Here is a 14,336-nt window from a genome sequence, read left to right on the forward strand (position 1 = left end):
CCTTCTGATAAAATTGATTACTTCATTATAAAAGTTCTTTCTTTGAAAAATATTTGTTTTTGATAGAAATTCTCAAATTATTCTAGTTTTCCATCCATTGTTCATAACGCATTGCTATACATAATTTTACACCTTTATTCTAAAGGGAAAAACACGTTTCGACATAGTTTTTTTCCTCTGCCTTTCAGATTGGAAGAAAGGTATCTTATTACTTATGTTGAACTATGTAAAATACACGAACTATAACGCACGCACATGCACAAAAAGGTAGGTTAACAAAATCATGTTACAACAAGCACTTCAATTATTAAAACGTTTTTATGGATATAATGAATTTCGACCCGGGCAGGAAAAAATCATTCTAAGCTTGCTCGAAGGCAAAGATACTGTTGCGATTATGCCAACCGGAGCCGGAAAATCCATTTGCTTTCAAATCCCTGCACTGCTGCTTCCTGGCGTAACCCTTGTCATATCACCGTTGATTTCTTTAATGAAGGATCAGGTAGATGCGCTAAACATGCAAGGTATTCCTGCTACCTATATCAACAGTTCCCTCACATCAGCAGAACTCAGCCGCCGCCTTTATGACATCGGCAGCAATCATTATAAACTTATCTATATTGCCCCAGAACGTCTATCGACAGAGGCTTTTCAATCCATTCTAAATAAACTCACCGTGAGTATGGTAGCCGTAGATGAAGCGCACTGTCTCTCACAATGGGGACATGATTTTAGGCCAAGCTATCAAGCCATCTTCCCATTTATTAATACCTTGCCGACCAAACCTCTGATCAGCGCTTTTACTGCCACGGCAACGCTCGAAGTAAAAGAAGATATTCATACATTGCTCGGCCTGCATCGACCAGAAATTTACGTTACTGGTTTTGATCGTCCAAATTTATATTTTAGCATTCTTCGAGGTGAAAACAAACAAAAATTTATTTTGAACTATATCAAAAATCATGCAGACCAATCCGGCATCATTTATGCGGCCACACGTAAAGATGTGGATGGTCTATATGAACTGCTCCTCAATAAAGGTTATCAAGCTGGGCATTATCATGCTGGCCTTCGCGATGACGAACGCATCCACCAGCAAGAACAATTTCTGTATGACAAAATTCAAGTTATGGTTGCCACCAATGCATTTGGTATGGGTATTGATAAATCCAATGTCCGCTTTGTCATCCATTACAACATGCCAAAAAATATGGAAGCTTATTATCAAGAAGCCGGACGCAGCGGGCGTGACGGTGAACCAGGTGAATGTATCTTACTATTCAGCTCCCAAGACATCATGCTGCAGAAATTTCTCATTGATAAATCCGTAGAAAATCCTGATCGTAAACAGCATGAACTGGGCAAATTGCAAGCTATGGTTGACTATTGTCATACACCAAACTGCCTTCGCCAATACATTCTGCAGTATTTTGGTGAAACGAGCGCCAAAAATGAATGCGACCACTGCAGCAACTGTAAAAACGACAGTGAACTGATCGACATCACCATTGATGCACAGAAAGTATTTTCTTGCGTATATCGCCTGCGTGAACGGTTCGGCGTGACAATGATTGCCGATGTGCTGAAAGGCTCTAAAAATAAGAAAGTCCTGCAATTCAAATTTGATCAACTTCCTACCTATGGTTTGTTCTCAAATCGCAGTGTAGATGAAATTAAATCTTTAATTCAGCGTCTTACTGCAACACAATATCTGGCACTTACCGAAAGTGAATACCCTGTAGTAAAATTAACGGAAACAGCCTTTGCCGTCTTAAAAAATGAAGCAAGCGTTTGGCAAAAAGTTGTTAAAACACATAAAGCACAAGCGGATGACACGGTTTTTACTGCGTTGCGTAAACTTCGCAGAACAATTGCCGAAGAAGAGAATATTCCACCGTATCTCGTATTTGCCGATAGTACCTTGCGGGAAATGTCTGCGCAATTGCCAAGAACAATGGATGACCTACAGCAAATCAAAGGTATCGGAGAAGTAAAACAAAAAAAATATGGCGCGCAGTTTTTAAATTTACTCAAAGAATTTGCACCTAGCGCACCACCGGAAACCAAAGAAAAAAAAGTACAACCTGAAAAAAAATCCGACAAACAGCCTACCCATCTAATCACCTTGCAAATGTTTGCTGATGGCCTATCCCTAGAAGAAATTGGCCAAACACGTGACTTAAAACCTGTAACCTTGCAGAACCACCTTGTAAAAGCTGCCGAAGAAGGTCATCCCGTAGATTGGGATCGCTTAATCCCCGCGGGTCAAGAATCACGCATAATCGCCGTGATCGATGAGCTCGGCACTGATAAACTTCGTCCAATTAAAGATGCCTTACCAGAAGAAATCGGTTATGACACCATTAAAGCAGTTATTGCAAAGCATTTTTCTTAAGCCTTTTTACATCGGATACCATCTTGACGTTTAGATCATACTATAAAAGTTTCTAAAATGATTATTATTTTCAAAAATTAACCAAATGACTTTCTGCTTTTGCATAAGTATGATAAGCTAATAAGAGAAATTGGCATGAAAATACTGTGAGCCATACAAAAGGAAAAAGGAGCCGTCAAGCATGCAGACATTTAAAGATTTACAAAAAAGAATACTGGAAACATCGGCGTTAGGCCACGCAAACGATTTTTCCGTAAAAAATCTATTCGAAGATTTTGATAAAAGTGAATTAAATTGTCTTTTCACGCCTGAACGTCATCCGGTATTCTGGAATTTCGATGCCTGCGTAACCAAGGCAAACCAAACTGGTTTAAAAATCTCCAAAGATGTCCATTCGTGTATGCAATCACTACACCGCAAAAAAAATCTTGCATATGCACTCATTGCCCCAGCGTTTATTGGGCAATTTAGCGATCAAGTCACCCCCGGAATGCTACGCAGTGCTTTTAAACAAATGGGTTTTGATGGTATGGTCGAGGTTGCTGTTTTCGCCGACATTCTAACCTTGAAAGAAGCACTGGAGTTTGATCAAAATATTATTTCCGAAAAAGATTATCAATTAACCAGCTGCTGTTGCCCAATGTGGATTGCCATGATCCGCAAAATATACAGCGAGCTGATGCCGCACGTGCCTGCGACTGTATCACCGATGATCGCCGCAGGACGTACGGTGAAAATTCTTCACCCCGATGCCCTAACCGTCTTCATCGGCCCTTGCATCGCAAAAAAAGCAGAAGCAAGAGAGCCTGATCTCCAAGGCGCCATTGACCATGTGCTGACATTTCAGGAAACCCAAGAATTATTTGATCTGTTGAAAGTAGATTTAACACTTTTCAACGCCAACGAGAAAGAAAACTCTTCTAAAGCCGGGCGAATTTACGCACGGGTCGGTGGTGTCAGCGAAGCGGTAAGCAATACGGTTGAGCGCCTCAATCCCAACCGAGAAATTGCCATCAAAACACGTCAAGCAGACGGTGTAATCAACTGCAAAGCCATGATCAACGAACTCATGTCCGGTCAGATAACAGCCAACTTCTTTGAAGGCATGGGCTGCATAGGCGGCTGTGTCGGTGGTCCCAAATCGATTCTTGACAAAGCGATCGCCAAAGATCATATCAACACCTACGGCGAAAAAGCCCTTTATCCAACACCAATCGATAACCCTTACGTCATTGAACTGCTGCACCGCCTAGGTTTTGACACCCCTGAAAGTCTGATTGAAGATAATAAATTTTTCACCCGAAAATTTTAAAATTTAAATATACGTTACTTTCTAAACTCGTTGAAAAGCAAAAAGTTTAAGATGGCTGCATAAGCCTCTTAAACTTTTTTATTTTTGTGTATGTATGGGATTTCTTCGTATAGTCATAGCTATAACAACTCCAACCTTTTCATTAAAAAGTATAATTCCTGTGGTAAGTATATGTCATTTTGAGAATGATTGTCAATAATCTATGTTGAAAATCACTTTTAATGATAGTACTGTTTATACTTCGTATAAGATTATGGGTAATAATTGACATTGATTATCATTATCCTGTATACTTTCTTTTATAAGTAAAACAAGTTGAATTCTTGGCGATTACCATGAATGTCCGTTTTGCTGGCTTGGTCATTACAAGTATGCCGGGACAAGCAGACTTTTCAGCGTGAGCTAGGAAGCATATATCTTTAAAGGAGTATGAGGAACCGCATGAAAAAAAGAACACTAAGTCCAACAAAAAAAAGATTGCTGTACGCTTTAATCGGCAGCAGTTTTTTTTGGCAATCCCCAGTCTACGCTGCTGACGAAACTGCGCAGCCACCGTCCGAACAGGAAGTTCAGGAAACAGCGGCAGTCGATGATGCATCGCAGCATGAATTCACTTTGGAAGGCATGGAAATCACAGCCCTAAAAGAAAAAAAAGCAAAAGAAGATAAAGCTGATACCGGCTATGTTGCCAAACGCAGCTCTGTCTCTACCAAGACCGACACACCACTCAACGAAACGGCGCAGTCTATCAGCGTAGTTACCCGTGAGCAGATGGAAGCACGCGCCGTGCAAACCCTCGATGAGGCCGTTGCCTATACACCGGGTATCACCCCTACTACTTCTGGAAAAGACGCACGTGGTTACAGCTATATAAGCATTCGCGGACTTAGCGACGGCACCTATTCAACCTTTACTGATGGTCTGAGAAACGCATCCGGAATTTTTATCACAACCAATACTGACCCTTATGCGTTTGACCGTATTGAAATTCTACGGGGACCTGCTTCCATTCTTTATGGCGCCAACAGTCCCGGGGGGCTCATCAATCAAGTGACCAAGCTGCCACCTGAACAGGAACTGCACGAACTTCAAATGCAAGTCGGCAATAACGCAAATAAAAGCCTCGCCCTTGATTTTGGCGGACCGGCAACTGATGACGGCAAACTGTTCTTTCGTCTGACAACGCGAACGCAGGATCAGGATTTAGAACGCGATCACAGCAGCGCCAATAGCATCTTTGTTGCGCCGGCACTCACTTGGAAACCAAATGATGACACAAAATTCACCGTCTTATCTACCTATCAAAAAAATAAAGTTAAAGGTGTTACAGTTTCACGAGAAATTTTTTCACCAACAAATCCTCTATACGGATTACCAAGTACATCATATTTCGGCGAACCGGACTACGATCATTACGAACGAGAGCAAAAACAGATCGGCTATATTTTTGAACATAAATTTGACGATGTATGGTCGGTAACGCAGACCGCTCGTCACACCGATATTAACCTAGAGTATAGATACGTAGAAAAAGGCATGCTTAGTAGCGACGGACGAACGCTAACGCGCGGCGCATATGACATGCCGGAATTTCTACGTTCTAATAGCATCGATACGCATTTTCAGGCCAAATGGACAACCGGGTCGTGGTCGCATACGAGTTTAGTAGGGTTTGATTATCTGCAGACTAACTATAATTCCCGCATATTAACTGGCGATGCGCCCAACCTTGATATAAGAAAATTTAACTATGGTCAAGTGGTACCCGCACCGACTAATCTTTATTCTGCTACTGTAGCTCATATCCGCCAGCGTGGTTTATATCTACAGGATCAGGCAAAATTAGGAGAACGTTGGGTGTTTTTAATGGGCGGTCGACGCGATTGGTATGAAGATGATTCAAGCGGTATTAAACAGACAGCCAATACCAGTCGAGCCGGCATCGTGTATCACGCGACCAACGAACTATCCCCTTATATCAGCTATGCAGAATCCTTCGAAGGACAATCTGAAAAGGATCGTTACAATAAACCGTTTGACCCGACCACCGGAACCCAATACGAAGTTGGTGTCCAATACGAACCGGTCGGAAGCAATGCTCGGTTCACCGCCGCTGTATTTGATCTGCGCCGGCAAAATATGTTGACCCCTGACCCATTGAACGAAGTGATTTCCGGCCCTAAATATAAGGTACAAACCGGAGAGGTCGCATCAAAAGGACTGGAACTGGAAGCACAGTTGACACCGGTGAAAGGGCTGAATGTGATCGCAGCCTATACTTATCTGGATAATAAAACAACGAAGAGTAATACAGTGGGAGAAATCGGCAAACGCACAGTCGGAGTTCCCAAACATGTTGCTTCGCTCTGGACCGACTACACGATACAGGAAGGCAAAATGAAAGGGCTTGGCTTTGGTGCCGGTCTGCGTTATATCGGCTCACGGTATAATAGTGCCAACGATTTCAAACATTCAGGCGTAGTCGTAACCGATGCGATGATTCGCTATGATTTAGACGAATGGCGGCTGGCACTCAACGTCCGCAACGTCTTTGATAAGTTTTATGATGTCGGCACCGGTTTTGCCGGTGAAGGTCGTACTGTACTGTTAACAGCTACGCATAAATGGTAAGAAAAAACGCCGTTATTGCCTTCAAAATTTTGCGATAATAGAATATCCCATTGCCCCTATTTACATAACAACTCGTACAAAAGAGAGAAAAAACGCAACCATCGCTGGCTGCGTTTTTTTCTTATTCAGATTTAGTTGATGAAACTGCTGGAGTCGGTTCAACTTTCTTTATTTGCTTTTTCTTCTTTTTTTCCTTGTTCTTTGGGCTTTTATCTCCCATATCGAACATCTCCTTTTTGTAACAATGAACTATGTTTAGTATAGCATAGTTTATCCACAAACGATGTTATTCATATATGCACATCGCATGATAACGCATGCGCTAGACAGTTGAAGTATGCTACCGGCTAGTTACCCCTAAAATAGCTTACGATTTCATCGGATTAGTCCGATATAAGGTGCTATTTGGAAAAAACTTATATATTCTTGTCTAAAATTAATTTTCTGAGTAAGACGAAGGTAAGACGAAGGGACGGTGGTTCTGTCTTCTCTTTTCTTTTAAGACACTTCCTCCGTCCCCTTGTCATGCCCTTGCAAGAATCAAGCAAGTTTCCCTTTGATTTCTTCAGCAAATTGTTCCAGCAGCCCTAAATCATCTAACACCCCTAAAATTGTATACTTAGGCCGAACTTCCTTGGCGAAACGAATAGAGTCAATTGCCTCTTCTAAGGTTATTCCGATATCCTGTGGTTTTGATGGAGCATTTACATTTTCTAAAAGAGCACTTATTTCCTCAGACGACGGAACATGATCTAAAATATTTTGAATTTCAGGCCACGCCTCTTCCAATTTTTGAATTCGTTGAATTCGCTTCTCAGTTGAATATCTTTTATCACTTTGTATTTCCTCTATTAATTCCTCTGCAATATTATGAAAATATTTTCTCGTCTTTTCCTCCCATTTAGCCTCATCAAAGATTTGTGCCTGATCCATTGCCTTTTTAAAATCGATCTTTTGTATCGCTAGTTTTTTATATAAATCTGTGATCAATGTCGTAGCAACACCAACCTGAACGCCATGGGGTGCTATTTTTTTATTTTGCTCTAGCGCTATCATTTCCCAGCAATGTGATAGATGATGTTCAGATCCTGAGGCAGGTCTAGAATTTCCGATAAAGCTCATCGCAATTCCGGTTAACACCAGCCCTTCCATGATGTGCTGAATCGCTTTAGCGTCACGTGCTTGTATTTTTTTAATATTGTCTTTACAGATTCGTACGGATTTATATACCATCTCATAAATTACGTCACAATAATACTCATCGTTAACGATACGACTAATTTTCCAATCGCTCAGAGCAGAATACTTTCCCATTAGATCACTCCAGCCAGCCATAATCATCGACAAAGGAGCCTCTTTCAGCACATTCACATCACCAATAATTGCCTTAGGACAAGCCGAATTATACGATATTTTTAAGTTGCCAATTACTAGCGCTGCATGCTGGGAAGCGAAACCATCAACGGATGGGGCTGTAGCGACTACAATATTATCAATCCCCACCTTATAGCTCACAAATTTTCCAAGATCATTTAGCACCCCTGCCCCCACTGTTACGATTACATCAAAGTCACGTTCACAATGAATGACAAGATCACCGACCATTTTTTCATCAGGAACAATTCGTCCATTGATTATATATTTTTTATAGGCAAACTGCTCTCTCCGTAATACATCTGCTACTTTCTTAGCCGCAATATCCCAAGTGATTGAATCTGAAATCAGCAGTGCTTTTTTATAACCTAATTCTCTTAAAACTTCTGCAGTTTTTTCGATAGCACCTGGTTCGATCATCACTTTCTCCATACAAATCTTATGCGATTTTCCGCATTGACACTCTAACGCTTTCCCTAATAAATCTGATAGAGAAAGCTGATCTATCGTTTCTAAAGTCAATTTCATCATAAACGCCTCCCTAATGTATCTGCATTAAAATATTCCAAGCGCCCCGGTAACCGCACCAAATAGAATCAATAGTCCCATCAATTTAATTGGGGATACACCGGAACGAACCAATTTTAGAACAACCAATGTTAAGATCAACGGGATCAATCCAGGCATAAGTTTGTCCAGTAAATCCGTTTGTAAGTTAAACATTGTTCCACTGCCTAAATCATAATTTAAAGCAAATTGGAGTGGAATGAACCTGCCAACTAAGCCACCCATGACTAACGTACCTAATATAGAAGCGGCTTCTATTACTCGATTTATTTTACCGCCAGACATAATTTCCTCTACAGCCATTCGTCCATATTTATAGCCATTCATCCATAAACTAAACGAAATTGAAGTCATAATAATGAATTGTGCAAGGACGAAAATAATTGGGCCAGCAATATTATTATTATTCGTAATACCGATACAGATTGCCAGCATAATTGGTGTAATAACACCTTGTGTCAATGTATCACCGATCCCAGCGATCGGCCCCATTAAGCCTGTTTTGATTCCATTAAACGCCTGATCGTTAATCGGCTTACCATTCGCTCGCTCTTCTTCCATCGCTACCGTTACGCCATGGATGACAGATCCACAAATAGGTTCTGTGTTAAAGAAGGATAAATGCCGCTTGATGCCTGCTTTCTGTTCCTCTTTATTTTTATATAATTTCTTTATAATCGGCAGCATGGAATGTGCAAATGCAGTCGCCTGCAAGCGTTCATAATTATAATTGGATTGCGCAAACATAAACCAATTGAACCAGGATTTTATAACATCATGTTTGGACAGTTTGATTTGTTCCATCATTACATTCCTCCTGCATCTGTATGATTGCTTAAATTATGCTTTATTCCACTGATCGTCAAGGCAATAACTGCACCAATTATAGAAATAATGATAATATCCATATTAAAATGAACTGCTAATATAATTCCAAGGACAAAGAAAGGCATGGTAAACGAATTACCAATCAATTTTAAATTCATTGCAATTCCTAATGCCGGCAAAGTTGCTCCAATAACATTAAAGACATGTAAAACATTTGGCGTTAGAACATTCAACATACCGTTAACTGCATTAGGGCCATAATACACAACTAAAGTAGCTGGGATAAAACTTACAGCAAATAATAAAATTTGTGGTGGTACAACATTAATAAATGCCACCATATTAAGATTGCCTTTTTCCACTTCTCGATCAGCCCAATGGACAAAAAATGAATTTACCGTCATTTTTGCAATCCATAGCACAGTTGCAATGGTACCTAATGGAACTGATATTGCCATAGCTGTGCTGACATCTAAATTTGATATGAGCGCTAAACCAGTCCCTACATAACCAGCAAAAGAAGGATCCCCCATTTGTGCCCCTCCGGCTGAGATAAAACCAAGATAAATAACATTAATCCCAGCACCAATCAATGCACCTTCTAATGGGTTTCCAAGAATAATACCAGTAATAAAGCCTGCTAACAAGGGTCTATTTAATGTAAAAAAACCAACATATGTACACCATGGACTCCATGAAAGATAGTAGAAAAATCCAATTAAAGCAGCTTGGAATAAGGTCACTTCCATTTGCATTGTAACTCCCCCTTAAAATTTATATGAGCGTTTTAATATCGATGGGTGATGAATCCGGTACAATCTGTACATAAACTTGAACTCCAATATCTAATAATCTTTTAAAACAAGCTTTCTCATCTTCAGAAATCGATATATTACGATACAACTGCTTGCGCCCTTGAATTGCACCAATCCCCCCCAAATTTAACCGTTTAATTTCGACACCATTTTCAATTAACGTTTCTACCGTTTTTGGGGTTTTTACCAGAATGATTACACGTTCCCCATGATCTTCTTCCTTTAAAATATTACTTGCATCAGCAATCGTGTGAATTCCAATTTTAAATGCATTTGGCGCTGCCATTTTTAATATTTTTACCATGAAATCATCTTGCGCTACTTCATCATCCACAACAATGATTCTATTCGCCTTTGTAATTTTCGACCAAGCTGTAACAACTTGACCATGAATTAATCGATCATCAATTCTTGCTAATACGATATTTAACATTCAAAACACTCCGTTACCTTAATTTTTATGATTCAAAGTCACATGCGTTCTATTTCCGTGAACAACTCTTTAATTGCCTCAGCGCCAACTTCCATACAGTGCTCTGTTAACTGATCCAATCCATAGGTCCCACGCATCGTCAAGGCTTCCAACAACATAGGAAAACTTACCCCTGAAATGCACCTGAATTTGTTTTTGATTTGTGCACTTGCTATAGCCATCACATTATACGGACTAGCCCCAAACAGATCAACAAATACAAGAACACCATCTCCTGCATCTATTTCCTCAATTTCCTGTTGTACTTTCCGACCAAAGGCTGTAATATCATCACCACGGTTGAGACCAATCGACAAACAATTTTTCAACTCGCCGACAATCAAAGAAGCACTCTTTAACATACCTGTACCAAAATCTTCATGCGTTAATACTAAGATACTAATCATGTGTTCACCTCCTTTTGGTTCTTGTATTTATTTACGCTATAGAATATTGCAAAAGTTATGCCAATACACGTTTCAATGTGTATCACAATACGTAAAGTCCGTCCAACATCAACTACCGCTATATCTCTTTTAAAATTTATTTCAAGTTTATTATTTTTTAATAAAAATAAGCTATATATGATCCGTATACCTAATGCGTATTGCGATGCGTATCACATCCGTATCAAGATCCGTATCGCAATAAAAAAAATGTCGCATTGTTCATGCGACACCCAGACTGTAGACAAATCATATATTTATGTTGATAACTTAGAAAAAACCGAAATTCGTTCCACTTATAAACTAGTACGAAGATAGGTTGCCGGTTGGTGAGAAGTACTCAGATGCTAGGCGCAGCAAGGGGTTGTGAAGGAGTCGTACTTCTGTACGTCGACGAGCAGCACCTTGCTGTAACAACGCAGATGAGTGCTTATCGCCAGCCCGCAACCTATCTGTCCATAGTTTGTCTACACACTGAATGTCGCATTGTTCATGCGACACCTTTTTATTGCGATCATTATTTTTTCGTACCATTTAAATTGAAATGTAGTAACAGCATTTCTACAATATAAGCAAGTTCAGTATCCGGTATAGAAACACCAAATACTTCTTCTGCTAAGGTAAAACGTTCTCTAACGATTTGAAACAATTCACTTTTTTCCTGCTTGATTAAATCAAAATTATTGTATGGAAGCGGTTCTTTTCGAATAACACGTTCTAACATGCAAGCACAGTGAAAAAAGAATTTTAAGCTGATGGTATCGTCTATTTCTTGATGATACGTTTTCATAATATCATGAAAGATTTCTTCTAATATCTTGCAAGCCTTTTGAACATTTAAAAACACAAGAATATTTTCCATCATTGCGACCACACGGCTTGAAAAAGGTTTTATAGACAGCTGAAGCTCATGATCACTAAATTTTATGGCTGAACGATCTTCTTCTACCTTAACACGTTCACCAATAAATGTACTCATTGTAATAACACTCTCTTCAACCTTATCCAATGTCATATTCGGCATCATAGCCTTTCTTGCTGCTTCTATTACCATCGGGGTACTCACCATACGAATCATACGCGTTGCAATGCCTGTTCGTTTTGTAATAATTTCAGGAAAAGTCGTCAATGATCCCATATCTACCAGAAATAAAACACCATTTCCTTGGTCAATCTGCTGCACAAGTTCAATCGCCGATTGCAGTATATCTTCAACTTTCGCTTCCATAGGCATATCTAGTGCATAAATGCAATCATACCCTAATAACGTTTTAGCAACTTCCACCATATTACTTGCAGTAGAATTTCCATGTGCCATAACAAGTACTTGCACCATTCCACACTCTTTGACCTGCATGGAATGAAGAAATACTGCAATGAACGCCGTTTCATCATCCGGAATTTGCATGTTTAATACTTTTTCAATTCTTGATTTAATTTTTTTTGCAACAGCATATTCCTCAGGATATTTGTTACTCAACTTAACGATATCCGGATAGATTGTAATATTTCCTTGCCTAATACGTTCAACTAAAGTTTCCATATGCAATGCTAAACCATAAATAACCTTTGTATCAACGCTATGTCCAAATAAGTGCAGAGCACAGCCAAATTCCTCTTCTATAATATTCACAATATCAGGCGTAGCGAGCTTAGATAGTATTTCTTGATCTATTTTTACATTATGAATCCTTGCTTTTGTCATTGTTTGATGCATACGCGTTTGTATCTTAGAATTGATATTTTCTTTTATTTCCGCAATTGAACGACCTTCGCTATACAATTTTTGGGCATTTTCTAAAATAAATTCATAAAAATCTTCACCAATTTGATATTCATCAAACAGTAATATATCGTTTAAATTTTCCTTTAAGCTAGTTTCATTTCCACTAAAGGTAATTGTCCCATAATCATTTAAATTAAAATTCTGCATGATTTCTTTGCGTTTTTCATCCATTGCGAAAAAGCCTTCTCTAAGTTGTTCGGTCAGTTGAGATAATTTAATCTGTATTTCACCTTTTTTTGCTGTAACATATTCAATAAAAGCATTCGCACAAAGCAATTGAATATCATTACGCAATTGTCCGATATTTCCTTGACATTTATAAATTAATAAAACTTTTAATACTTCTTTTGATACTGTCAAAGGAACTTTTATTTTCATAGATTCTTCACGAAAAAATTGACAAATTAACAGCATTCTTATTTTTAAGGGGCGATCATTTACCCCTGGAAGATTAATAATAAGCGGGATGCGTCGTAAAAAAGTGCTCAATACAGCTGCTTGCGGAGTTTCCGTCGTAGCTGCAATAATCAATACATTTGCTGAGCGAACACTCTCCGTTTCACCTAATCTTCGATATGACCCACGGTCAATTAAGGAAAATAACATTTCTTGGCCTTCCGGTGGCAATCGATGAATCTCATCTAAAAATAAAATTCCACCATTGGCCTGATCAACCAGTCCCTTTTTTTCTCGATCCGCACCAGTATAAGCACCTCTTACATGTCCGAACAAGTGTGAAAGCAACAGCTGCTTATTTTCCGCATAATCTGCGCAATTAAAAATAATGTATGGTGCATGCACTGGCAGCTTACCAATCTGCACAGCATAACGGTACATAACACCGGCAAATGTTGTTTTTCCACTTCCGGTAGGCCCAATGAGCAAGGTATGTAAACCATGTGGTGGATATAGGATTGCCGCCTTTGCTTGCTTTATTTGTACTTGTAAATCATCATGCGCTCCAATAAGATTTTCAAAAACACCAGAATCAAAATTTTTATTTTGATTCTGGTGCTTATTTGCATCTTCTATCCCACTACGAATCAAGCGATTCGAGATAACACTAATCTTCGGCTCTTCGCTCAACCCTTCTGGCATAATTGAAGTTTTTAGATCAGAAAAACTTTTATATATTACAGATTCTAAACGACAATGATACGTTGTTTCTAATACTGAAACCGCCAGATAAAATACTGGTTTTCCTGTTATTTTGATCGCTTGTCTCTCTTTAACTAATATATTTAATTCTTTGCTTACATTATTTCGAATCAAGCAGAGAGATTTGGCGATATTGTTTGCTGAAAATCCAATTGTTCTTTCCGCTGTAGGAATTTGCTTTACCAAAGATTCCGTTGCTTGGAACAAAAATTTAAAAACTTTATCTTTCCTAGTTTCCGTATTTGTTGAAGTTTCACTATCATATCGCAATGTCATTATGCCTCTCCCTCTTATATAAAAATTACTCAATGATGCACTATTTACGATAGAAAATATCGAACTCCTGCACAATCAGACAAAATATCCAAAAGCTGTGAATAACATTTGATCCATTTTAGATGTCCTTTCTTTTTAGGCGCAAAAAAGACAGCTCGAAAATTCAAACTGTCTGGATTGGTAATATTATGCTAAAATAAAGATCGGACTAGCTGTAAACTAGTCCGATAAATCGAATACAGGAGGTGATACCTTGAAGTTTCGTTTCACACTTGA

Annotated in this window: 9 protein-coding genes; 3 read left to right on the forward strand and 6 right to left on the reverse strand. The window is 39.1% G+C overall.

From position 1 onward, the window contains the following. Positions 1–283 precede the first annotated feature (283 nt). The 3 genes from recQ (at position 284) to BN6559_RS05970 (ending at position 6,338) form a co-directional block, all read left to right on the forward strand. Positions 284–2,395, forward strand: coding sequence for a DNA helicase RecQ (gene recQ, locus BN6559_RS05960; protein ID WP_110953866.1), 2,112 nt, complete (start codon positions 284–286; stop codon positions 2,393–2,395). Positions 2,396–2,576: 181 nt separating this feature from the next. Beyond that, on the forward strand, positions 2,577–3,707 hold the full coding sequence (locus BN6559_RS05965; protein ID WP_110953867.1) for a [Fe-Fe] hydrogenase large subunit C-terminal domain-containing protein: 1,131 nt from the start codon (positions 2,577–2,579) through the stop codon (positions 3,705–3,707). A gap of 441 nt (positions 3,708–4,148) precedes the next feature. After that, positions 4,149–6,338, forward strand: coding sequence for a TonB-dependent siderophore receptor (locus BN6559_RS05970; RefSeq protein ID WP_110953868.1), 2,190 nt, complete (start codon positions 4,149–4,151; stop codon positions 6,336–6,338). A 540-nt stretch (positions 6,339–6,878) separates the two neighbouring features. On the opposite strand, the gene BN6559_RS05975 is transcribed toward BN6559_RS05970, so the two are convergent. The 6 genes from BN6559_RS05975 to BN6559_RS06000 form a co-directional block, all read right to left on the reverse strand. Further along, positions 6,879–8,243, reverse strand: coding sequence for a sn-glycerol-1-phosphate dehydrogenase (locus BN6559_RS05975; RefSeq protein ID WP_110953869.1), 1,365 nt, complete (start codon positions 8,241–8,243; stop codon positions 6,879–6,881). Positions 8,244–8,267: 24 nt separating this feature from the next. Next, positions 8,268–9,086 carry a PTS system mannose/fructose/sorbose family transporter subunit IID gene (locus BN6559_RS05980; RefSeq protein ID WP_110953870.1) on the reverse strand — a complete coding sequence of 273 codons (819 nt, stop codon included), beginning with the start codon at positions 9,084–9,086 and terminating at the stop codon, positions 8,268–8,270. Further along, on the reverse strand, positions 9,086–9,862 hold the full coding sequence (locus tag BN6559_RS05985) for a PTS mannose/fructose/sorbose/N-acetylgalactosamine transporter subunit IIC (RefSeq protein ID WP_199883783.1): 777 nt from the start codon (positions 9,860–9,862) through the stop codon (positions 9,086–9,088). The genes BN6559_RS05980 and BN6559_RS05985 overlap by 1 nt, the downstream gene beginning before the upstream one ends. A gap of 19 nt (positions 9,863–9,881) precedes the next feature. After that, positions 9,882–10,355 carry a PTS system mannose/fructose/N-acetylgalactosamine-transporter subunit IIB gene (locus BN6559_RS05990; protein ID WP_110953871.1) on the reverse strand — a complete coding sequence of 158 codons (474 nt, stop codon included), beginning with the start codon at positions 10,353–10,355 and terminating at the stop codon, positions 9,882–9,884. A 38-nt stretch (positions 10,356–10,393) separates the two neighbouring features. Beyond that, the gene (locus BN6559_RS05995) at positions 10,394–10,801 is read right to left on the reverse strand and encodes a PTS sugar transporter subunit IIA (protein ID WP_110953872.1); all 408 of its coding nucleotides are present in this window, start codon (positions 10,799–10,801) and stop codon (positions 10,394–10,396) included. Between the two features lie 556 nt (positions 10,802–11,357). After that, on the reverse strand, positions 11,358–14,060 hold the full coding sequence (locus BN6559_RS06000; protein WP_110953873.1) for a sigma-54-dependent transcriptional regulator: 2,703 nt from the start codon (positions 14,058–14,060) through the stop codon (positions 11,358–11,360). Positions 14,061–14,336: the final 276 nt, after the last annotated feature.

The organism is Massilibacillus massiliensis (assembly GCF_900086705.1).
Taxonomy (GTDB): Bacteria; Bacillota; Negativicutes; order FLKF01; family FLKF01; genus Massilibacillus; species Massilibacillus massiliensis.